Raw genomic sequence first — 21,343 nt, 5'->3', positions numbered from 1 at the left:
TTCCTCACGCGATAGCGACGGCGCTGCCGTCGATGTAGGTCCAGGCCGCGCCGTCGCATTTCACGAGGGCCGATTTGCCCGTTTCCGGGTTGGACACCTCGGCCCATCCGACAGTGCCGGCGGAAGGGGTGGGGAGAGTGCCCCTGGTATGGACGCGATAGCGCACCGGGCCGTTGCTCGTCACATTCGACAATGTGACTGAACCTGTTCCTCGATCGATGAATACCGGCGTTCCGAGGTAAGCGCCCGTGTCGGAGAAGCGGTTGATGCCGAAATCGGAACCGACGCTGGCGCCGCTTTCCGCGCCGGCGTTCGCCGAAAAGGACCACCGAAGAACCCCGTCGGTCTGAAGGCCGAAAACACGATTCGTGCCGGGGCCTTTGGAAACATTGATATCGCCTGCCGAGCTGATCTGCCCGCCGTGACCGAACTGGATAATATTCCTGACGTAGGAGCCATTGTCGGCAATCGCCTGAAGGGCCAGAACGCTATTGTTCTGATCGACAACCAGCTTGAACGCGCGCTGATCCGGCGTGCCGCTGACGGTCACCATCATTTTGATTTCAGGATACGCCTCCTTTTTCACGGTCAGCGGGCCGGTGAATTCCGGCTCCTCCGTGACCGCCGCCGCTATCGCCGCCCTGACCGCCGCCGCATCGGCGGCGCCGAGCAGCCCCCTCATGAAACCGCTAAGGTCATAGGTCGCCGGCGCATCGGCACCCGTGAAATAGAGGCCCTTGCCGGCCGCCGTGGCCAGCGCCGCCAATGCCGTCAGCATGGCCCCCGAAGGCTGCTTGCCCGCCAGGGCCGCCGCCAGGCCGGCGACATCGCCGACGGCCGTCCCCGCGGCGGCCGACGTCGGCACCCACCCGGCGCCGTCATGCAGCAGCAGCAGGTGCTCGTCGACGACAAGGATCTGAAACCCCGCCCGCGGCGCCACGAACACCCAGTCGGTGCCGTACCAGCAGGCAAGCTCGCCACCGTGCCCCGCCCAGGCGCCGTCGGCACCGGCCGCTACCAGATGGCAGTCGCCGGCCGCCGGCGCCGCCGGGGCGGCCGTCCTGGTCCGGTCGAGAACCGCGGCCTGCACCAGCATATCCAGCGTGTTCAGTGCCTCGTTATGGGTGATTTCCTTCTGTGCCTGGTACTGGGCGATATAGGGCAGCGCCAGCCGCGGGGTCGTCATGGCAAAAGGGCTCCTTCGACAGAGGCCGATCAGATGGTTGCCGTCGCCGCCAACCCGCGGCCGAACAGGGCTGAAACCTGGTAGACCCGGACCACCACGGCCGCGGGGATCCAGCCGAAATCCGCGACCGCGCTGGCCGCGCCATAGGTGGCGTGCGGCACGGTCGCATTCAGGGTGCGCTTCACCGCCGGACCGGCGCCGTCGAGGATTTCAATGTCGTAACGCTCCTGTTCCTCGGACAGGGGCACATCGGCATGGTCCGACCATTGTCCGCCGATGCGGGTCCGGCGTATCCAGGTGATCTCCAGGTTGCCGGCCGCATCCCGCCGGCCCCGGACATGAACCGGGGCATAGGGACGCAGGCCGATCCCGCGCGCGGTGAAACGCCGCTCTTCCCACGACGGATCGCCATGGCCGGCAGCGGCGGCGGGACCGAAGCGATAGCGCATCTCGACCTGCCGCAAGGACAAGGGCAGCGGCAGGCTGCGCAGCGCCCCGGTCAGGGCCACCACCCGCGCCCCCGCCGCGACCGGCGACCGCATCGCCTGTTCGGTCCCAAGGCGCCCGCGCAGCAGGCCGCGCAGGTCGTAACGCCCGGGCCCGACCGGCGCCGCAGCCGCGAACTGAAGGATTTCCCAGTCGCCGTCCGCATTCTCGATCGCCAGGGCATTGGCGTCGCCCGCCAGCAGCCGGTCCCGCGGCCGGCTGCTCAGGCTGCCGCTGACCAGGGCGACGCCCAGCACATTGCCCTCGTCCCAGAATGCCGTCGGCCCGTTGTAGAGGGGGTGGACGGTAACCCCGAACGTGGCTGCCACCGGCAGCACGGCCCAAGTCTCGTAACTGTCGCCGGTCGCGGAAGCGGCGACGGCGACCTCGACCGCGGGCACGCTGCCCGCCGCCACCCAGGGCCGGTGGGGCGGGACCGTCTCGTCGATCACCGGCAGGTCGAGAAAGGCGAGCGAAAGGCCGGCCGGCACCGGCAGCCGGCCGATCGCCTGCGGCGCGGCAAGGCTGAGCACGGGCCCGTGGGCCGCGGGCTCGACCACCCTGGCCTCGACGTCGCGCCGGCCCGTCTCGCTGATCCGCCCGATGCGCAGCGTCAACCGCCCCGCCGCGGTGACGAGATCGAGCGTATCGCCGGGATCGAAGGCCAGCCGGGACGGCGGCAGGGCGAAGCGAACACTTTCCCGGCCGATCCAGGCCTCGGTCAGCAGCCGCTCGGCCATGCGCAGGGCCTGTTCCTCGTCCAGGGCCAGCGGCAGCGACAGGATATGGCGCCCGACCGCGCCCCCGGCCTGGCGCCGGCTGACCACCGCCGCGGTCCGGTAGTCCCGGGCGAGGTCGGTAAACCTGATGGTCACATCGCCCGGCAGGTCGGTTTCCTGGGCCCGGGTTATGCTCAGGTCGCCCCGTTCCTCCTCGCCGGCGGCGATATCGTCGAGCGTCAGCACCGCCGCCGGGCCGCCACCCTTGGGGCGGAAGCGCAGCCGGCCGTCGCCTTCGGCCGCATCGAAGTCGAAGGCTTCCATCAAGGCTTCGATTTCGCCGCGCGGGCTCAGCACCCGGTCCCTCAGGTAACCCGGAACGATGCCGCGCAGCGCCGAAACATCGATTTCCCCGGGCCCGAGCCCGGCGCGGCCGCAGATCGCGGCCACGAGCCCGCCGAGATCGGCCAGCGCCACCTTGCCGTTCAGCCAATGCCCGGTCGGCCAGAGATCGGTATCGCCCCAGAGATCGGCCCGCGCCGGCCAGGCCGGATAGGGCCGGGCATCCCAGGTCCAGACGGCGATTTCCGTCACCATCCGGCCGCCGTAGACGGGCGAGACCGGATTGGTGGCGGCCGCGGGCCCGAAATGGTCCAGCCAGGCGGCAAGCCCGGCGCGCTGCACCAGATCGTCCCGCGTTCCGGCCGAAAAATGCGGCAGCGCCGATTCCGCCGACTTCGGATCGAAGAAGACATTCGGCTGGTTGCAGCCGCGATCGATGCTCGGGATGCCGAGTTCGGTGAACCAGATCGGCTTGCCGGAAGGCACCCAGGCGGTCGGCGCCGGCTGCTCGATGCCGCCGATCCGCTCCACATGCGCCTCGGCCCACCAGCGCCGCAGGTCCTTCGGCCGATAGACCCAGGGCTTGCCATAGGCGCCGTCGGTGATCGGCGTGCGCCGCTGCTCGCGGCGGTCGGCCGCGCTGGCGTAATACCAGTCGTAATATTCGCCGCCCTCGATATTGGCGCGCAGATAGGCGCCGTCATGCGGCCCGGCCCAGCCCGCCGCGGCATCGAGGTGATCCGTGCCGTCCCGCCAGTCCGCCAGCGGCAGGTAATTGTCGATGCCGACCGCATCGATATGGGCGTCGGCCCACAGCGGGTCGAGGTGATAGCGGAGGTCGCCCGAACCATCCCCCGGCTGGTGGCCGAAATATTCCGACCAGTCGGCGGCATAGGTCAGTTGGACCGCCGCCCCCATCACCGCCCGGCAATCCGCCGCCAGGGCGCGCAGGGCCGCGACGAAGGGATAATGGCCGCCGCCGTCCCGCAATGTGGTCAGCCCGCGCAATTCCGATCCGATGACGAAGGCCGACACGGCCCCCGGCGCGGCGGCATTCACCGCCGCGGCAAGCCGCGCGTAATGCAGCACCAGCCGGCGCAGGGACCATTCCGCCGGACCGGCATAGGAGGACGTTACCGTACCGGTTCCGGCATCGACGGCGGCGCCGAAATGCGCCGGCCCGGCCGTGCCGACGAAGGCGGCGATTTCGGCGGCAACGGCGGCGGTTCCGTCCGGCGAGCCGCCGTATCCCGGTGCGATGCCGGCGGTGATCCGGCCACGCCAGGGATGGGCCGGCTGCCCGGCCGCCGTACCGCCCGCCGAATAGGGGTTCGGCAAGGTGTTGCCCGCCGGAATATCCATGAACAGGAAGGGATAGAGCACGACCTGATAACCGCGCGCCCGCAGTTCCAGGATCGCCCGGACCACCGAGGCATCCGACGGCGTGCCGCCATAGGCCCGGTGGCCGCCGTCGGGCCGCAGGGACACGACCGGCACCTCGCCGCGCGCCAGGCCCTGCACGCTCCAGGCGATCGGCGTCCGGCCCTCGAAGGTCGCCTTCGCCCCGTGTTCCACCCGGGGCTGGATCCGGCATTGCGCGGCCCGCAGGTCGTCGCCGAACCAGCCGACGACGAGTGAGACCCGGCGCACCGCGGGCAGGCTGGCGGCCAGATCGTCAAGCGCGGGCAGCAGGTCGGCGCGGCCGTCGCCGGCGCTTCGGTTCTGCGGCAGCTGCAGGCCGGCGGCCGTCGCCTCGCTGCCCGAGGTGACGACATGGGTATCATAGGCGAATTCGCCGCCGCCGGGGATCAGGGTGATGCCCTCGATCCTGGTCTCCAGCGCCGGCCCGGAGACCGGCCCGACGCGGCGGAAGACCTCGAAAGTCAGTTGCGGCAGCCGGTTGCCGAAGCGCTCCAGCGGCAGATTCTCGAACACGACATAGGCCGTGCCGCGATAGGCGGGGGCGCGGCCCGCCCCTTCGATCGCCTCGATCAGGGGATCCGGGTCCTGGATCCCATCGCCCGGATAGACCCGCATGACGATGCCGCTGAGATCCAAGGGCTTGCCGTCCGCCCAGACCCGCCACAGGCGGTCGATCGCCCCCTCGCACAGGGCGACGGCGAAATTGGCGAAATAGCGGTAGGAGGTCACGCTGGTGGAGCCGCCGCCCCCGCCGCCCTTGCCGCCGCCCGTGGTCTCGGTGGTCGCTTCCTCGCGAAAGCGCGTCGCCCAGATCACCTGGCCGGACAGGCGCAGCCGCCCCGCCATCTCGGGCACCGGCGCACCTTCGGCCGAGGTCTGGACCTGAAGATCGGCAAGGCGCGGCCCTTCCCGTTTCACCGTGCCCGAGAACAGGCGCTGGTCGACGAAGGCGCCCACGGTCGAGGCGGCAAGCGCCGCCGCCGTCGCCGCCCAGGCGGGGGCGCCGGCGGTCAGCGCGGTCGCGGCCACGGTCAGCAGCAAGGTCGCCATGGTCAGAGATCCGTCGGAAAGCGAAAGGCGAAGCGCAGCCGCGCCCGCCACCAGGGCACCAGGGCAACCTCGGCCACCGGGTGCAGGTTATAGGCATGGATCATGCGCGCCGGGCCGGTCTGGACCGCGCAATGTTTCGCCGGCCAGCCCCGCCCGTAGGAGAAGAGCAGGACGTCGCCCGGGCCCGCTTCCCCGGGCGCGATTTCGGTCAGATGGCGGCGGGCCGCGAGCGCCAGGGTCTCGCGGCCGCTCGCCTCCGCCCAGTCGGGACCATAGGCGGGCGGGAGTTCCGGTTCGTGGCCGTAAAGATCGCGGTAGATCCCACGCACGAGACCGAGGCAGTCGCAGCCGACACCGGGCACCGACGCCTGGTGCAGATAGGGCGTGCCCAGCCAGAGGCGCGCCGATGCGACGATCCGTTCAGGCCAGGCTGGCGCCGTCATTGCCATCTCCCTGGTTCGGATAGGACAGGACGAAATCCGCCCCCGGCATATGGGGGAAACCGCCGAAGTTCACCGCATTGCCGAACCGCGCGCCGCAGGTGGCGAAGCGCCGGTCGCAGCCCGCCGTCAGCACGCCCGCGTCGCCGACGGCCGGCATGCCGGGCAGGGGCAGCAGCAGGCGCAGCCGGGCGCCACGCTGTTCCGCGACCTCGATCGCGAGGCCGGCATTGACCCCGGCGGTGAACGACAGGCGGCCGTGGCTGTAGGTGCCGTCCGCGGCATCGTCGATCCCGCCGACCCGAAGGCCGAGACGGCCCTCGACGGCGGCCACGGTCACCGCCGCCCTGAAGGCCGGCGCCGCCAGATCGATGCCGCAGCGGGCATCGCCCAGGGTCCAGGCGCAGCGCCGCTCGAACAGGCGCCCGGCCGGCTGGTCCAGCCGGTGGGCAAGACCGCGCAGTTCCGCGCTATAGCCGCTGCGCCCCCGCGTCACCTCGCCGATATGGCCCCGGCGGAGCAGGACACGCTGCCCCGCATCCTGCCAGTTGACCAGATAGAGCCGGCATTCCGCATCGTCGTAGCGCCCGGCGGCGAGATCCGCCTCGGTGATCGCATCGGAGCGGAGCGCGCCCTCAAGATCGACATTCGAGACGGCGAGGCCCGGCTGGCTTTCGAGGGCGCTGGCGGTGAAGCCGGAATCGGCGTGAAAGGTCACGCCGTCGAAGTCGAGGTCGACATCATGGTCGGTGAAACCGAGGCTGACGCCGTCGCGCCGCTGGATCAGCCAGCAGCGGGCCAGCGTCGTCACCCCGCCCGCCAGATGGGCGGCCAGGGCCGGCGGCAGGGTCTTCACGAGAACACCTCGATCAAGGGAATGGAGGGGACCTGCCCGGCGCGGAAATCCGCCAGCGACAGGGACAATTGCTCGACATCGAAGCGGACGGGAACGTCGAATTCGAAGCCGGCGGTGACGATCGCGCCCGCGGCCGGCGGCGCCGCGAATGTCACCAGGCCGGTATCGTGATCGACGGCGACGTCGAGCGCGGCGACGGCGACGCCGTCGAGCGCCACCTCCACCGTGCCGGCGACCGGCCGGCGGATCAGGCGCCGATAGGATTGCGCCCCCGAGGCATAGAGTTTCGACAGCGGGAAGCCGGTGGTTTCACCGTCGCCGGTGCCGATCGCCTGATCGGTCGCCGCCGGCGGGCGCAGGGGCGGGCAGCTTTTCCAGTCCTGCCAGTCGCGAAAGCGGAACCCGTGCAGCCGGCCGCGCCGGGCCTTGAAGAAGGCGATCAGCTCATGCAGGTCGTCGTCCGAGCGCAGGCCGAGGCCGACGTCATAGCGGTGACGCGGATGGGCCCAGAGCGCGTTGCGTTCCTCGTGCCCGCTGGCCAGGGTCACGACATCGACCCGGAACCCCGGCCCGCCTGCCGACCCGAAGGCGATATCGAGGGGAAAGCGGACGTCATGAAAACTCATGGCTCACCTCAGGAATAGCGCTGCGCGGCGGCAAGCGCGCGGGACATGGCGGCGGCGATCTGCCCCTGGCTGCGGCGGAAGCTGCCGGCATCCGCCGTCGTCACATTGATCGTCACCGAGGGCGCGGGGGTGGTGGCCGCCGCCTGCCGGGGCACGATCTCGCCGGTGCCGTCGGGCACGAACAATTCCGGCCCGGCCTCGCCGACCACATAGGCGCGGTCCGGCCGCACCGGCCCGCCGCCGGCCCGGAAACCGCCGAACAGCGAGCCGAGCAGGCCGGCCAGCCCGCCGCCGGCCGAACCGCCGCTGTCGCCGCCGCCGCCACCGCTCGCCGCCGCCAGGGCGGCATTCAGCGTATCGTCGAGGACGAGATCGGACAGGCGCAGCGCCATGCGCGACAGCACCTCGTTCCATTCCACCTCGGCCCCGGAAACCGCATCGACCAGGGCGCCGCGAATGGCCCGCGCCGCGACCGACGCGCCATCGGAGAGCAGGGCGAAAACCCCCTCTCCCGCCCCCTCGCCGCCGAGAATTTGCGAAAGGTCGGCGACGGCGGTCCCGGCCATCTGTTCCGCCTCGGCAAAGGCCTGGCGCAAGGGGTTGAGATCCGCGGCCAGTTCCACGGCCAGGCGGTCGACGGTCGGCATGTCGGCACCTCTATCCCCGGTCCAGCCGGGCCTTTAGAGTTTCGTAATCGGCCCGGTCCAGCCGGGCCTTCAGGGGGGTTTCTCAATCGGCCCGGTCCAGCCGGGCTTTCAGGGTTTCATAATCGGCCCGGCTCACGGGCGCCGGCTGCAAGGCCCGGCGCAGCGCGACGCGGGCCCCGAGCACGAGCAGGAGATCGCCCGGGGTGGCGGCCCAGGCCGCCGCCGGCGGCCAGCCGGCCAGCGCCATGGCAAGGCCCGCGGCCTTCGCCACCCCGACTAGGGTAAAGGGTTGGGCAGGTCCCCCGCCGGGCGCAGGGCCGCGGTCAGCAGGCGGGCGCAGACGGGGGCAAGCGACAGCAGCCCGCCCCCGATCGGCAGGTCGTCGATCCCCGCCGGCCCACCAGCCCGGCGCAGCGCCGGCAGCAGCACGGCGACGACATCCCGCACGCCATAGGTGCCGTCGAGAAAGCGCCGGGCCAGGGCCAGCAGGGGGCAGCCCGCCATCTCCTCGGTCTCGGCCAGGGCGGCGAAGGTGGGGCGCAGCACGAAAGCCCGGCCGCCGAGGCGCAGCACCACCTCGCCCCGGGCCGGATTGGCGGCAGGTTCCATGATCCGCCCCTCAGGCAAAGGCCGGCGCGCCGGCGGATTCGAGCGTGATCGAGAAGGTTTCCTCGCCGTCGTGCTCGCCCGCATAGTCGAGGGCGGTGACGAGGCAGGGCGCGGTGATGGTCGAACCGTCGCCCCGGGTGATGCGCCAGTTGCGCCGGGTCCGGCCGGTGAACAGGCTGCGCACCGTTTCATGGGCGGCGCCGCTGTCGAACACGCCCGCGCCGGTGAAGGTGAAGGATTGGATGCCGGCGCCGTCCAGCAATTCCCGCTGGCCGCCGGAATCCTTGCTGGTCGTCTCGACCGGGCGCAGGCGGGCGCGAAACCCGGTCGAGCGCAGGCCGGCGACCGTGGCATAGGCGCCGCTGCCCGTGGTATCCACCTTCAGCAGGAACAGGTCCCCGCGTTGCTTGGCCATGCCGTCGCTCCTCAAGTCGTGTGGGGGGTAATCGCTTCGGTCACCACCCGCAGGCGCAGCACGCCATGGGTGGTGACGCCGTCGCCGTCGTCGAGCACGGCGCCATAGGTCACCCTCGCCTGCACGCAGGCATGGGCGCCGCCGAGCACGGGCACCTGGCGGTGCAGGGCCGCGGTCATGGCCGCCAGGATGCGCTTCGCCTCCGCCCGGCCACGATAGCGCGACCAGGCATGCAGGGTCAGGACATGGACCTGGCCGGCCCGGGTGCAACTGTCGTCCGGCAGGCAGCTCGCCTCGCCGATCACGACATGGGGAAAGCCGGCGCCCTCGGGCCGGCGGTCGTGCAGCCGGGGGCCGATCAGCGCACCGAGGCCGCTGTCCGCGGCCAGCAGGGCGAAGACCGCCCCCTGAACCGCGAGGGATGCATCAGGGCTCAAGGCGCAGAGCCTCCGTCAATCGGGTTTCAAGGTCGCTGCGGGTTTCGGCCAGGGCCGCCGCCAGAAACGGCTCCGCCGGCACACGGGCGGTGCCGAATTCACGCGCCGCCGCCCCTTCGTCGCGAAGGGTAAGGCGCCGGAGGCCATCCGCCGTCTCGACGGCCACGCCGCCCTCGACACCGGCATCGAGCGCGGCCACGGCGGCATCCAGCGCCTCCTCGACCTGGGCCGCGATCCGGCCGAGGGCATCGCCGAGCCCGCTCACTGGCCCGCCCCGCTGCGGGCGAGCAGGGTCAGATAGGCCCGGCGCGGCTCGGGCAGGATGCCCAGGATGTCGAGCGGCTGGCCGCGCCAGACGATCCGCCATTCGGCCGACAGGTCGTCGCGGGCCCGGATCGTGACTTGCCACATCACCTGGGCCTGGCGCTGGTCGGCGGCCACGGGCTCGCTGCCCGTCGTCGCGGTGACGGCGGCGAAGACCTCGGGCGTTTCGGCGATCGGCGCCCAGCCGAGAGGGCCGCCGCCCGCGCCGTCGTCGCCGATCACCGGCCGCTCGAAGCGGATGCGTTCGCGCAGCCGGCCGATCACAGCCGCACCACCCGGTAAGGCGACCACAGTGCCTCGACACCCAGCGGCAGGGGGCGGGCACCGCCGCCCGCCCCCGCCTCGCGGCTTTCGAACAGATGGCCGAGCAGCAGGGCCATGCCCCGGCGGACCGGTTCGGGCACATCCGTGCCGGCCGGGCCATAACCGGCGGTGTAATCGACCGCGATCGCATTGGCCGCCCGGCTGCCGACGGGCGGGGCGCTGCCCGCCCTGAGCACCAGGCGCCCTGGCGTCGCCACCAGATCGGCGAGATAGCGGCCGGGCTCGAGCACCGTGGCGAGGCCGTCCTCGTCATAGGTCGTCACCGCTTCGACCGCGGCCAGCGGCGGCCTGGGCAGGTCCAGCGCCCGCCGCCCGGCCGGCCAGGCGTCCAGCCACAGGCGGAACCCCTGGGTGATCAGGGCCCGCCCGAGATGCCGTTCCGCCAATTGCCGCGCGGCGACGATCAGGGCGGCGACGAGGCCGTCCTCCGCCGTATCGTCGAGGCGGAGATGCAGCCGCGCCTCCGCCAGCGACAGCGGCTCGACCGTCGGCGCCAGGATCCGTTCCAGGCCGGCCATGGTTACACCCCGGCCCGCGCCGTGCGGTGGCGCAGGATGGTGATGCCGGCCGCCGCCCCGCCGGTGGCGCCGGCGATGGTCAGCTTGGCGCGGAGATAGCGCGCCGGCCCGGCATAGCCCACCTGCTGCACCGTATTGGCCCCGGCGCCCGACGAAATGGCGGCAAAGGCACCGATCAGGTGCCCCGCCGCCACATCGTCATAGGCGATGCCGTCGGCCGAAGCCTCCAGGCCCGGGGTATGGGTGCCGTCGGTATAGGCGCCGGCATGGACCAGCACGCTGGCGGCATCGAAACCGCGCAGGTCTACGGCGCTGCCGGTGGCGCCGGCGGTCCGCACCGCCGGCGCCAGGCTGTGCGCCGGGTCCAGATTGCTCTTCAGGTCACGCATGGTCATGTTTCGTTCCCCCATCAGGCCGCGAATTTCAGGAGTTTGACGGCGTCGAAATCGAGGACGTCGCCGCCGACCCGCCGGGTGGTGTAGAATTTCACCTGGGGTTTCGCCGTATAGGGATCGCGCAGCGTGCGGATGCCCTGGCGATCGACGACGGCATACCCCTCGCGGAAATTGCCGAAGGCGATGGACAGGCTGCCGGTGGCCGGTGCCGGCATATCCTCCGCCTCGATCACCGGATAGCCGAGCAGGGTGGCCGGCTGGCGGGCGCCGAGGGCGGGCTGCCACAGGTATTGGCCGTCGCCGTCGCCCTTCAGCTTGCGCACTTCGGCGACGGTGGCGCGGGCCATGACGAAGCAGGCCCCCGGCCGGTAGCCGGCTTTCAGGGCATAAGTCAGGGCGATCAGGGCATCGCCGGGGTCGCTGGCGGCGAAAGCGCCGTTGGCCCCGGTCAGGACGTGTTGCAGCGTGCCCCAGGCGCGGCTGCCGTCCGCGGTCGCCGCCGTGCCATAGGTGGTGAAGCCGCGCGGCATGCCGACGCCCGACCCCCCGACGAAAGCGGCATTTTCCGCCCGGCCGAACTTGTCCGCCACCTTCTGCGCCAGCCACGCCTCGACATCGAAGCCGGCATCGTCCAGCAGCTTCTGCGACACGCGCGGTTCCGCATAGAGCTCGTGGGCGGGAATGCGCCAGAGGCCGACCTGGGGCGATGCGGTCTCGCCCCGCCCCTCGGTTTCGGCGACCCAGCCGGCCGCGGGCTCGCCGAGGTCGAGCATGCCCTCGGCGGCATCGGCGGTGATGGTCAGGACCGAGGCGATGGCGCGGATCGGGCTGGCGTCGTGAAGGCGCGAGACGATGCGGTCGGTCACCTCCGCCGCGACCAGATAGCCGCCGTCCGGATCGGAGACGACGCTCATCGCCTTTTTTTCGAGGCCCGGCAGCTCGTGGTCGATACCCTTGCGCAGGAACAGCGAGAAGGCGGCGGCATGGGCGGTTTCAGCCGGGTTGCGCGCCTTGGCCGCGCGGCCGGGGCGGGCGAGCGCGGTTTCCAGGCTCGCCACCGTCTCGTTCAGGCGGCCGACCTCGGCATTCAGGCGGTCGACCTTTTCCGTGGTCAGGACGTCGGCCCGCCCCTTGGTTTCGATCTCGGCGAGGCGCCGGTCGTTCTCCGCGCGGAAACTGCCGAAGACCCGGGCGAGGTCGTCGGTCGCGGATTGCAGGGTGGCAAGATCGGTCATGCAAGGTCCTTTCCAGGGGCAAGCGCATCCGCCGCGCGGCGGAGATTGGCGATGATGGCCGCATTCAGCCCCGTCTCGTCCGGCCGGGCGGCCTTGACCCAGGCGATCCGCGCCGCCTCGTTGGCGGGCAGCGTGACAAGGCTGATTTCATGAAGGTCGAGGCCGGTCAGCAGGCGGGCGCCGTCGCCGTCGATCCGGGCGGCGACGGTCGAATAGCCGATGGAGAGGCCGTTGACGGCGCCGAGGCGCATCAGGGCCTGGGCCTCGCGCCCCCGGACGGTTTCGAGGGCGAGACGCCCCTCGACCCGAAGCCCGCGCTCGTCCTCGGCGACGAGGTCGAAGCGGCCGATCGGTTCCGCCATGTCGTGCTGCCAGAGAAACGGCGGCATCTGGCCGAGGCCGCGCCAGCGCTCCAGGCTGCGGCGAAAGGCGCCGGGGGCGACACGGTCGCCCTGGGCATCGGTCACGCCGAAGACGCTGGCATAGCCGGCGAAAACGCCCTCTGCCCCGGCCCGTTTCAGGGCGATGGCGACCGGCGCGCTTTGCTGCGTGAGGATCATCGCGTTACACCTTGCCTTTCTGGACCTCCAGAGGTCCGTAACCGAGGGCGGCCCGGCGCTCGTCCCGGGTCAGGTCGGCGGCGGCGCGGACCTTGGCCCAGCGCTCCGCCCGGCGCGGTTCGAGCGCCGGGATCTCGTCGAGATCGGGTTCGAGCACGGCAATGCCGAAAGCGGTGCCGAAGGCGCGGGCGAAGGCCCTGGCCACCGCCTGCGCCAGGGGCACCACCGTGTCCTCGTAAAGGGCGAGGCGGGCCTCGGCGTAATTGGCATAGGTCTGGGCATCGGGCACGCCGACCAGTTGCGGTGGCACCCCGAAGGCGAGCGCGATTTCCCGCGCCGCCGCATTCCGCCCCGCGATCCAGTCCATCTCGGCCGGCGACAGGCTGAGCGGCCGCCAGTCCAGCCCGCCGTCGAGCAGGAGGGGACGCCCGGCGTTGCGCGCACCCTCGAATTGTTCGGCGATCTCGGTCTTCAGGCGGTCGAACTGGTCGTCGGCCAGCGCCGCCGGCCCGTCCTTCGGCTGGTAGACCAGGGCGCCGGAAGGGCGGGCGGCATTGTCGAGCAGCGCCTTGTTCCAGGCCCCGGCGGCATTGTGCTGGTCGATCGCCTGGGCCGCCGCCTCCAGGGCGGGCAGGCCGTGCCAGTCGTCCAGCGGGTGGAACGTCTTCAGGTGCAGGACGGCGGAGGCCCCGGTCAGGGCATCGACCGGGATGAAGCGGCCGTCCTCCCCTTCCCGGTGCTCGTAGCCGGCGGGAATTCCGCCCGGGCCGGGGCGCACCGTCACGCGGTCGGGCCGCAACAGGTGCAGTTCCCGCGGGCGCGGCCCCGGCCCCACCGCCTCGACATAGGCATTGCCGGCGATCAGCAGATGCGCCGCCACCGCCTCGCGGAAGGCGCTGCCCTCGTCGCGCGGGTTCGGGCGGCGCATCAGGGCATCGAAGGCCGGCACCCGGATTTCGCTGCCGGCGGCATCGCGCGCGATCCAGGGAATGGCGGCGACGCTGCGGGCGACGAGGCCGACCGCCCGATGGACGACGACATTGCGGACATAGCCCTCGTCCGCCAGCGTGGCATAGCGCCGGGCGGTCCAGCGCGCGCCCGGCGCCTCGCCCCAGGCGACGGCACGGCCGCGGGCCCTGGTCTCGGGTACCCTGGTTTCGGGTGTGGGCCGGACCAGGCGGCGCAGGCGTGCCATCAGGCCCGGCGCCGGCGCCGGCCCGTTCTTGTTTCTGTCCATGGTCCTTAAAGCCTCCGCAGTCTCGGCACGCTGGGCTGGGGCCCCGCCGCCAGATCGGTCAGCACCCAGACGAGGGCATCGACCCGGTCGCACAGACCGTCCGGCCCCTGGGTGGTAAAGCGGCACATCTGGTCTTCGAGGGCGGCAAGGCCGGGCCCGTGAAAGACCTGGCCTTGCTCGTAAAGGGCGGCGACCGGCTCCGCCCGCACCGCCTTGCCCCGGGTCGCGCGCAGCCCGCGATAGGCGACGCCAGGATCGAGCGCGCGGACCAGGGATTCGACCAGATCGCCGCCCTGGTTGACCTCGGCCACCAGCCGGTCGGCCTGATGGCGGTGATAGGCGTCGATCGCGCGCCGGGCCCAGCCGGTGGGCGGCAGGCGGCACGACAGATCCTCGATCACCGCCAGCGTGCCGTCGGCCCGGCGCCCGGCGACGACGATGCCGGTTTCCGCCCCCTCGTCCTCGCCGGTGGTGCCGACCGCGGGATCGACCCCGACGACGATGCGCAGGCACGTCTCCGCCGGCGCCGCCACCCGCTGGCGGTCCAGCAGGGCGCGGGTCCACAGGGCGCCCGGCACGTCGTCGACCACTTCCGCATGCAGTTCCTGGCGGCCGAGGCGCGTGCCCTGATAGCGGCGCACCACCTCGGCCAGGAAGGCCGGCGCCAGATTGGCCCAATTGTCGAAGGTGGAGCCCCGGGTGATCCGCACCTGCGGGTCCTTCAGCAGGTCCTTGATCAGGGGCACCGGGCGCGGCGTCGTCGTCGCCAGCCAGCGCGGCGCGGTGCCCAGGCGCAAGCCCAGCAGAAGCTGGTCCCAGGCATCGGCATCGCGCCATTTGCACAATTCGTCGGCCCAGGCGAGGTCGTGCTGGGGCCCGCGCAACTGCCCCGGCCGCTCCGCCGAAAAGGCCGTGGCGACGGCACCGTTCGGCCAGGTCAGCAGGCGTTTCGACGGTTCCCACAGCGGCCGATGGCCGGGCGGCGAGACGGCGAGAAGGCCGGACTCCCCCTCGATCATCACCTGGCGGGCATCGGCGGCGGTCGCCCCGACCAGGGCGATGCGCCGGGCGCGGCCGGCCTCCACCTCCATGCGCACCCATTCGGCGCCGGCCCTGGTCTTGCCGAAGCCCCGCCCGGCCAGCACCAGCCAGCCCTGCCAGTCGAAGCCCGGGGGCGGCAATTGCTGGGGCCGGGCCCAGAAGGCCCAGTCATGGGCCAGGACCTCGGCCTCAGCCTTGCTCAGCCCCGCCAGGAAGCGGGCCTGGATCGCCGGGGACTGCGAGGCGAGCCAGGCGCTGTTGTAAGCGCTCGCGGATGTCGGCGGCATCGCTGTCGTCATCCGTTCCGCCATCCATCGCGTTTTCAAGACCGAAGGCCTGCCGTTCCAGGCGGATCAGGCGATCGGCGGTGGTGCCCAGCGCCCTGACCAGACCGGCCACGGTTTCCGCCTTGCCGGCAAAGGGCCCCTCGTCCGGCGGGCCGGTCGGGGCCGACAGGTGATCGCGCAGGGATTGCTGGACGAGGCCCAGCGTCTCGCGCAGGCCCGCCAGCAGGCGGCGGTGGGCGCGGGCGACCTCCAGCCCGCGGCGGGCGGCGAGATCGGCCTCGTCCGCGCCGGATGCCGCGCCGGATGCCGTGCCGCGTTCCCAGCCCTCGGCCCGGGCGCGGCGGCGGATGGCGGCTTCACCGACGCCGAAGCCGGCGGCGATCTCCGCCAGGAACAATTGGCCCAGGCGATACTCCCGCTCGATGCCGCGCCAATCGGGCGTATCGCGGGCGGGGGGATCGGGGGTGATCATCGCCGGGCCATTTCGGATCACATCGACTATGTACCCATAATGTGCACATTGCGCACAGAAGTCAAGAGATTGTTCTCAACTTGTTCTCGACGAGCGCATCGATAGCCTGCTCGACCACGGCCGGGAATTCCATCGGGATGAAATGCGTCGATTCAGGCACGCGGGTCACCGCCGCCGCCGGCAGGACCTTGGACAGGCTGGCCGCCCCGCGCCGGCCGAGGGTGGAACCCTTGTCGGCGTAAAGCACGCCGACCGGACAGACGAGCTTGGGTACGCGGCGCCAGAAGCTCAGGCCGATGGTGGCGAAGGTCTGCGCCTCCCAGGCCGGGGCGCAGGCCAGGGCAATGGTGCCGTCGGGTTTGTCGGTGGTGCCGCCTTGGACATAGGCGTCCAGGAATTCCGGCCGCCAGGTCTTGAAGGCGCCGCGCCCGGTATAGGCCTTCAGCATGACCTCCCGGCCCGGCCAGTCGGCCCGGCGCTTTGCCGCCTGTTCCGCCAGGGGAAAGCGGCGCATCAGCCCGGTCACCCGGCCGAAGGCGAGCGCCGGCACGGCCCGCTTCGGCACCACGGCGGGATCGATCAGCAACAGCCCGGCGGCGAGGCCGGGATGCAGGGCCGCCACTTCGGTGCTGATCGCGCCGCCCATGGAATGGCCGACCAGAAAGGCCGGCTGGCCCCAGCCTTCGAGAATGCCGGCGAGATCCCGGGCATAGCGGCTCCACGAGCGCAGCCGGCGCGGATCGGCCGGCACCGTGCTGAAACCGTGGCCGCGCAGGTCGAGGGCGCGCACCGTATAGCGCCGGGCCAGCGCCTCCAGGATCGGCCGATAGGTTTCCGCATTCATGCCCGTGGCATGGGCCAGATGGACCAGGGGCGCGCTGCCGAGCGGCGGGCCGCCGGCGAGGCCGGAGAAAAAACCGCCCTCGGCCGGGATCTCGATGCGAGCAAGCAGGGACACGCGACACTTCCTTATCGTTATGGCGCCATCCTGGGCCAAGCCATGCAGCGCCGTCCATCGACAGCATGTGCTGCGATGCATTAGACTTCGGCCATCTTACCGCCACAAAAATGAAGTCTGGTGCCGGCCATGGTACGCCGCCTTACCGATGAACCCCCGATGATCCGCGGCCTTGGCGCCGACCCGCAGCGCCCCGGCGCGCTCGGCGGGGTGGAGCCCGTCTCGCCGCGCCCGCAGCACCGCCGCGCGGGGCCGGACTGGGGCCTTGCCCTCATCACCGTCGCCTTTCTCGGCGGCGCGGCCGGGCTCTTCTATTTCGGCTACATGAAAAAGAATCAGGATGATTCGCTGGCCGCCGGCGAAACCCGAATCATCACCGCCCGCCCGGAAACCGTGATTCCCGACGGCGGCACGGCCGCGACCCCCGCCGCCTCGACCGGCGGCCAGACCGCCGGCACCGCATCCGGCAGCGGGGCAGCGCGGCCGCCGGCCGGGGGCGGCGGCTATTCCATGGGCGAGCAGGCGACCGGGGGCGACGTCTCGACCCGGCCGGCGGCCCGAACGGCGCCCGAACCCGCGGGTCGCGAGAAGCCGCGCCCGACTTCTTCCGCCCCCGGCGTGCTGCAGGCACCGCCCGGCGTGAAGCCCGTCAAATAGGGCGCCAGGGGCCGCGGCAAAAAAAGCGCAATCGGACGCTTGCACATCGCCCGACCCTGTGGCAGGTTCCGCGCCCTGAACGGAGCCGCTGCCGTAGCTCAGTGGTAGAGCACTCCCTTGGTAAGGGAGAGGTCGACAGTTCAATCCTGTCCGGCAGCACCATCAGCCTCCGTTCCCCATCTTCCCCCGATCCCGTGTTTCACCCGGCAGGTTTTGCCGGTTGCCTTGGCTGTTCCAGGCTGTAACCTCGCCTGCGACGGACGTCGCGGCGCGTGGCCCGCACGGAAACGAGGGGAGAGGGAAGCATGTCGTCCTATCCGATCGAGAAGATCGAGGGCATCGGCCCGGTCTTTGGCGCCAAGCTGAAGGCGGCAGGCATCGATTCGACCGGCGAACTGCTGCAGGCGGCCGCCGGCCCGGCCGGCCGGGACGCCCTGGCCGAAAAGACCGGCCTCACCACCCATCAGATCCTCGAATGGGCCAACCGCTCCGACCTCATGCGCCTCAAGGGTGTGGGCGAGGAATACGGCGACCTGCTCGAAGTCGCCGGCGTCGACACGGTGAAGGAATTGAAGCACCGGGTGCCGGCCAACCTGCACAAGAAGCTGGCCGAGGTGAACGAGGCGAAGAATCTCGTCCGCCGCCTGCCGAGCGAGGCCGATGTCGCCGACTGGATCGAACAGGCCAAGTCCCTGCCGGCCATCCTGACCTATTGAGCCTGCGGGCCCCGCCATGACCAGACCCGCGGTCCCGCCGCGCCGGGGACGGCTGGCGGCCCTGGCCCTTTCCGCCCTGCTGGCGCTGGGACCGGGGGCCGCCCCTCTGTCCCAGTCCCTGTCCCTGGCGCGCCTCGCCACCGGTGGCGCCGTGGTCGCCGCCCTCGTCGCCGGCCCGCCGGCAGCGGCACCGGCGGAGGCGCTCTCGCGCAGCGGCGGCAGCGGCGGCTACAGCCGGCCGGGCAGCAGCCGCACCCCCTCGGTCGGCAGCGGCAGCGGTTCGTCATCCTCCTCGTCCTCCGGCGGCTACGCCCGGCCGCGCAGCGGCGGCAGCGACAGCGGCGGCCGCTCGTCGGGCAGCAGCAGCGGTTCCGACCGCGATGCCTCGCGCGGGGCATCGCGCAGCGCGCTCGACGATTTCCTCAGCCCGCCGCCCAGCCGCACCCCCTCGACCCGGGAGCGCGCCGACTCGGGCAGCGGCCGCAGCGCCGACAGCGTCGCCCCCCGCCGCCCGCGCACCGACCCGGACGATCCGAGCGGCTATTACCGCGATCGCGGCTATCGCATGCCCGATGCCTATGGCGGCCGCTCCAGCTTCGGCATTTTCGACGCCATCACCCTGTGGTTCCTGCTCGACACCCTGACCGACAGCAGCCACGCCGATTTCTTCCGCGACAACCGGGACGATCCCGGCTATCGCGAATGGCGCGCCGAGGCGGAGCGCATGGCGGCAAGCGATCCGGACCTGAAGGCGAAGCTCGCCGCCCTCGACCGGGAACTGGCCGCGGCCCCCGGCGATCCCGGCCGGGCCGGCCAATTGCCGGCGGATGTCCCGGGCGGGGCGGGCGGGGGCGGATCCCTCGGCCTTGTGATCGCCGTCATCCTCGTCGCCGTGGTTCTGTGGTTCTTCATCAGCACCCTGCGCCGGCGTTCGGCCAAGGGCCCGCAAGGCAAGGGAGGCGACGGCGTGGCACGCACCAAGGGCGGCGACGGCACGGCCCTGGGCCAGGCTGCCGCGATCCTGCGCAACAAGATGGCGGGCGCCACCTATACGCCGGATTTCTTCCGCGTCGGCATGCCCATCACCCTCGACCCGGCCCCCTTCGTCCTGGCGGAAGGCCTGACCAAGGTGACGCCGCCCGCCGCCCTGTCCGACAGCGGCACGGTCGGCGTCGACGCGGTGGGCACAGCCGCCGACCGCTCGGGCACCTATCACCGCCTCTATCTCGACGACGAGGCGGCCTTCTTCCAACTGGTGCTGAACGCCGAGGGCTATCCCGCCGAATGCCGCTATTTCCGCCGCATCGACGAGGTGCAGCCGGCCAATCGGGACGAATGGGCCTTCTGGCTCGACAAGGGCGAGGGCATGATCGGCTGGCCCGACTTCGAGACCAAGGACGGCCAGCTCTACCAGCGGGCATGGTCGCCGGGCAGCACCAAGGTCCAGCCCCGGGCGCTGGAGGAAACGGTCGAGACGCTGCGCGGCGAAAGCCGGCGCAAGCTCGCCACCATGCTCTACGCCCGGGCCACCGGGGGGGCCAGCCCGGCGCCCGAAACCGAATACCTGCTGGTGACCGCAGTGCAGGCAGAGGCAGAGGCCTATGTCGAGCTGCATGCCGGCGTCGACATCAATCCGACCGCGCTTTCCCTCAGCTGACGGCAGCATACGGACAGAGACATGAGCCAGATCCTGACCACGCTCGGCACCGGCCTTCCGGTTCTCCTGCCCCAGCTCGGCGTCACCATCGCCCTGCTGATCATCGGCATCCTGATCTATCAGGCGATCACGCCGTTCAATGAGCGCGAATTGGTCGACCAGGGCAATACGGCGGCGGGCATCGTGCTCGGCGGCTCGGTCCTGGCCCTGGCGATCCCCCTCGCGGCGACGCTGGCGACCTCGAACGTGCTGATCGACATCATCGTCTGGGGTGTCGTCGCCCTGGTCATCCAGCTGCTGACCTTCGTGGTCATCACCCTGGTGTTCCGCGGCCTGAAGGCCGGGGTCGAGGCGGGCAATGTCGCCGCCGGCCTCGGCCTCGCCTCGGCCCAGCTGGCGATCGCCCTGCTCAACGCCGGCGCCATGGCCGGCTGATTCCCACCCCCAGCCTTCTGCTTTGACGAGGAAACCATGTTCACCTTCATCAAGAATCTGCTCGGCGTGAAGACGGACCAGGCAGTGCAGTCGGGCCTCGAAGCCCTGGTCCGCTGGGATCCCAAGGCCGCGACCGAGGCGGAACTGCGCACCATGGAACAGCATCTCGACCAGCTCGGCACCGAGGTCGCCCGCGCCCGCGTCTCGCTGACCAAGGAGCGGAAGGAAGCGGACGCCATCAAGGCGCTCAGCGAGCAACGCCTCGCCGCCGCCGAAAACCTGCAGTCCCAGGCGCTGGCCGCCAATGACCCCGACCGCAAGGCCAGCCTGGAGAAGAGCCTGAACCAGCTTCTCAAGCTGCTCGAGGACATGGCGCCGGAAATCGACCGCGAAGTGAAGGACGCGGAAGACGCCCAGACCTTCCTCACCCAGCTCGAGGAAGCCTATAACGCGGCCGGCACCAAGCTGAAGGAAGCGCGCAGCGACCTCGAACGCGCCCAGCGCCAGATGACCCGCGCCGAACAGCAGCGCGACATGGCGGAACGCCAGGCCGATGCGGCCAAGCGCGCCGCCGGCCTTGCCGGCACCACCTCCAGCCTCAATGTCGCGCTGAAGGCGATGCAGGACGCGGCGGAAAAGGATCTGGTCGCGGCCGAGGCCGCCAATGCCAAGGCCAGCCTGCTGAAGCCGACCAAGCCCGAGGAAGACGACGCCAATATCGCCGCCGCCCTGGCCGCCGCCGCCGGCCCGAAGCCGACCACGGTCACCGACCGTCTGGCCGCCCTCAAGGCCAAGATCAAGTCCTGATCGGGGATGAACAGGCGCCGGCGTGAGGCCGGCGCCTGTTGCCCGTTACCTCTGTGCCCGTCACTTCACGGCCGAACTGCCCTCGACCGTGACCGGGCGCCGGGTCGCCGAGGGCGGCACCACTTCCGGCGGATAGTCGCTGAGCGCCTGCGACAGGAAATCGTCATTGCTGCCGGGCTGTGCGGTGCCCGGGGGCAGCGGCGTGCGCCGGGCCGCGGCGGCGGCCCCGGTCGGTGCCGGCGCCGGCGGCGGCGGGGCGGAGAGCAGGGGCGGACGATCATCCTCGGCCGCCGTCTGGGCCGGGCTGACGGCCGGTATCAGTGCCACGGCAAGGCCAAGGGCCGCGCCCAGGGCGGAAACAACGAGATTGCGGGTCATGGATCAGCTCCTCGCGCGGGCGGCCCGGGGCACGCCCTGACGCAGAATCCGGGGGGTATCCTTCAGAGAAGGTAGGACCCCGGCGGCCGCACCGCAAGGCGGGTGGT

Annotated in this window: 26 protein-coding genes and 1 tRNA gene; 6 read left to right on the top strand and 21 right to left on the bottom strand. The window is 71.5% G+C overall.

Annotated features, from left to right (window positions below):
• Positions 1-4: 4 nt before the first annotated feature.
• The 20 genes from DKG75_RS19585 to DKG75_RS19490 all read right to left on the bottom strand — a co-directional run bounded on the left by DKG75_RS19585 (position 5) and on the right by DKG75_RS19490 (position 16,586).
• Positions 5-1,186 (bottom strand): DUF2793 domain-containing protein, encoded by a 1,182-nt coding sequence (locus DKG75_RS19585; RefSeq protein ID WP_109922841.1) that lies wholly within the window; start codon positions 1,184-1,186, stop codon positions 5-7.
• 29 nt (positions 1,187-1,215) lie between these two features.
• The gene (locus DKG75_RS19580; protein ID WP_109922840.1) at positions 1,216-5,205 is read right to left on the bottom strand and encodes a baseplate multidomain protein megatron; all 3,990 of its coding nucleotides are present in this window, start codon (positions 5,203-5,205) and stop codon (positions 1,216-1,218) included.
• 2 nt (positions 5,206-5,207) lie between these two features.
• Entirely contained in the window at positions 5,208-5,648 is a 441-nt protein-coding gene (locus tag DKG75_RS19575) for an NlpC/P60 family protein (RefSeq protein ID WP_109922839.1), read from the bottom strand.
• Positions 5,626-6,501 carry a DUF2163 domain-containing protein gene (locus tag DKG75_RS19570; RefSeq protein ID WP_109922838.1) on the bottom strand — a complete coding sequence of 292 codons (876 nt, stop codon included), beginning with the start codon at positions 6,499-6,501 and terminating at the stop codon, positions 5,626-5,628. The genes DKG75_RS19575 and DKG75_RS19570 overlap by 23 nt, the downstream gene beginning before the upstream one ends.
• A complete protein-coding gene (locus DKG75_RS19565; protein ID WP_109922837.1) occupies positions 6,498-7,127 on the bottom strand; it encodes a DUF2460 domain-containing protein in 630 nt (209 codons plus the stop codon). The genes DKG75_RS19570 and DKG75_RS19565 overlap by 4 nt, the downstream gene beginning before the upstream one ends.
• Before the next feature lie 8 nt (positions 7,128-7,135).
• Complete coding sequence (locus tag DKG75_RS19560) at positions 7,136-7,774, bottom strand: tail tape measure protein (RefSeq protein ID WP_109922836.1); 639 nt, start codon at positions 7,772-7,774, stop codon at positions 7,136-7,138.
• An 82-nt stretch (positions 7,775-7,856) separates the two neighbouring features.
• A complete protein-coding gene (locus DKG75_RS19555) occupies positions 7,857-8,045 on the bottom strand; it encodes a phage tail assembly chaperone (protein WP_109922835.1) in 189 nt (62 codons plus the stop codon).
• 5 nt (positions 8,046-8,050) lie between these two features.
• On the bottom strand, positions 8,051-8,383 hold the full coding sequence (locus DKG75_RS19550) for a gene transfer agent family protein (RefSeq protein ID WP_109922834.1): 333 nt from the start codon (positions 8,381-8,383) through the stop codon (positions 8,051-8,053).
• 10 nt (positions 8,384-8,393) lie between these two features.
• Positions 8,394-8,798 carry a phage tail tube protein gene (locus DKG75_RS19545; RefSeq protein ID WP_109922833.1) on the bottom strand — a complete coding sequence of 135 codons (405 nt, stop codon included), beginning with the start codon at positions 8,796-8,798 and terminating at the stop codon, positions 8,394-8,396.
• Between the two features lie 11 nt (positions 8,799-8,809).
• Positions 8,810-9,235: a DUF3168 domain-containing protein gene (locus tag DKG75_RS19540; protein ID WP_109922832.1), complete on the bottom strand. Its 426-nt coding sequence runs from the start codon at positions 9,233-9,235 to the stop codon at positions 8,810-8,812.
• Positions 9,225-9,500, bottom strand: coding sequence for a hypothetical protein (locus tag DKG75_RS19535; protein ID WP_109922831.1), 276 nt, complete (start codon positions 9,498-9,500; stop codon positions 9,225-9,227). The genes DKG75_RS19540 and DKG75_RS19535 overlap by 11 nt, the downstream gene beginning before the upstream one ends.
• A complete protein-coding gene (locus tag DKG75_RS19530) occupies positions 9,497-9,823 on the bottom strand; it encodes a phage head closure protein (protein WP_166646282.1) in 327 nt (108 codons plus the stop codon). Before DKG75_RS19530 ends, DKG75_RS19535 begins: the two co-directional genes overlap by 4 nt.
• Positions 9,820-10,401: a head-tail connector protein gene (locus DKG75_RS19525; protein WP_109922829.1), complete on the bottom strand. Its 582-nt coding sequence runs from the start codon at positions 10,399-10,401 to the stop codon at positions 9,820-9,822. The genes DKG75_RS19530 and DKG75_RS19525 overlap by 4 nt, the downstream gene beginning before the upstream one ends.
• A 2-nt stretch (positions 10,402-10,403) precedes the next feature.
• Positions 10,404-10,796, bottom strand: coding sequence for a hypothetical protein (locus DKG75_RS19520; protein ID WP_109922828.1), 393 nt, complete (start codon positions 10,794-10,796; stop codon positions 10,404-10,406).
• A 14-nt stretch (positions 10,797-10,810) separates the two neighbouring features.
• Positions 10,811-12,031 (bottom strand): phage major capsid protein, encoded by a 1,221-nt coding sequence (locus DKG75_RS19515; protein WP_109922827.1) that lies wholly within the window; start codon positions 12,029-12,031, stop codon positions 10,811-10,813.
• The gene (locus DKG75_RS19510) at positions 12,028-12,591 is read right to left on the bottom strand and encodes an HK97 family phage prohead protease (protein WP_109922826.1); all 564 of its coding nucleotides are present in this window, start codon (positions 12,589-12,591) and stop codon (positions 12,028-12,030) included. The genes DKG75_RS19515 and DKG75_RS19510 overlap by 4 nt, the downstream gene beginning before the upstream one ends.
• A gap of 4 nt (positions 12,592-12,595) precedes the next feature.
• Entirely contained in the window at positions 12,596-13,828 is a 1,233-nt protein-coding gene (locus tag DKG75_RS19505) for a phage portal protein (RefSeq protein WP_208111895.1), read from the bottom strand.
• 5 nt (positions 13,829-13,833) lie between these two features.
• Complete coding sequence (locus DKG75_RS19500) at positions 13,834-15,156, bottom strand: DNA-packaging protein (protein ID WP_109922825.1); 1,323 nt, start codon at positions 15,154-15,156, stop codon at positions 13,834-13,836.
• Entirely contained in the window at positions 15,059-15,628 is a 570-nt protein-coding gene (locus tag DKG75_RS19495) for a hypothetical protein (protein WP_109922824.1), read from the bottom strand. The genes DKG75_RS19500 and DKG75_RS19495 overlap by 98 nt, the downstream gene beginning before the upstream one ends.
• Positions 15,629-15,689: 61 nt before the next feature.
• The gene (locus tag DKG75_RS19490) at positions 15,690-16,586 is read right to left on the bottom strand and encodes an alpha/beta fold hydrolase (protein WP_166646281.1); all 897 of its coding nucleotides are present in this window, start codon (positions 16,584-16,586) and stop codon (positions 15,690-15,692) included.
• 129 nt (positions 16,587-16,715) lie between these two features.
• Here DKG75_RS19490 and DKG75_RS19485 point away from each other — a divergent pair, with 129 nt between their 5' ends.
• From DKG75_RS19485 to DKG75_RS19460, 6 genes are all read left to right on the top strand, one after another.
• A complete protein-coding gene (locus DKG75_RS19485; RefSeq protein WP_133636722.1) occupies positions 16,716-17,243 on the top strand; it encodes a hypothetical protein in 528 nt (175 codons plus the stop codon).
• An 87-nt stretch (positions 17,244-17,330) separates the two neighbouring features.
• Positions 17,331-17,405: transfer RNA gene (locus DKG75_RS19480), tRNA-Thr, on the top strand.
• Positions 17,406-17,548: 143 nt separating this feature from the next.
• Positions 17,549-17,959 (top strand): DUF4332 domain-containing protein, encoded by a 411-nt coding sequence (locus DKG75_RS19475; protein WP_109922821.1) that lies wholly within the window; start codon positions 17,549-17,551, stop codon positions 17,957-17,959.
• 16 nt (positions 17,960-17,975) lie between these two features.
• On the top strand, positions 17,976-19,616 hold the full coding sequence (locus DKG75_RS19470) for a DUF2491 family protein (protein ID WP_109922820.1): 1,641 nt from the start codon (positions 17,976-17,978) through the stop codon (positions 19,614-19,616).
• 21 nt (positions 19,617-19,637) lie between these two features.
• On the top strand, positions 19,638-20,051 hold the full coding sequence (locus tag DKG75_RS19465) for a DUF350 domain-containing protein (RefSeq protein WP_109922819.1): 414 nt from the start codon (positions 19,638-19,640) through the stop codon (positions 20,049-20,051).
• Positions 20,052-20,087: 36 nt separating this feature from the next.
• Entirely contained in the window at positions 20,088-20,858 is a 771-nt protein-coding gene (locus DKG75_RS19460) for a hypothetical protein (RefSeq protein WP_109922818.1), read from the top strand.
• A 60-nt stretch (positions 20,859-20,918) separates the two neighbouring features.
• On the opposite strand, the gene DKG75_RS19455 is transcribed toward DKG75_RS19460, so the two are convergent.
• Positions 20,919-21,236, bottom strand: a complete 318-nt coding sequence (locus tag DKG75_RS19455; protein WP_109922817.1) for a hypothetical protein — start codon at positions 21,234-21,236, stop codon at positions 20,919-20,921.
• Between the last annotated feature and the right edge of the window lie 107 nt (positions 21,237-21,343).

The sequence above is a fragment of the Zavarzinia compransoris genome, from assembly GCF_003173055.1.
In the GTDB taxonomy this organism is placed as follows: domain Bacteria; phylum Pseudomonadota; class Alphaproteobacteria; order Zavarziniales; family Zavarziniaceae; genus Zavarzinia; species Zavarzinia compransoris.
The sequence above is the reverse complement of the archived record's forward strand: the minus strand, read 5'-3'. Positions and strand labels throughout refer to the sequence as shown.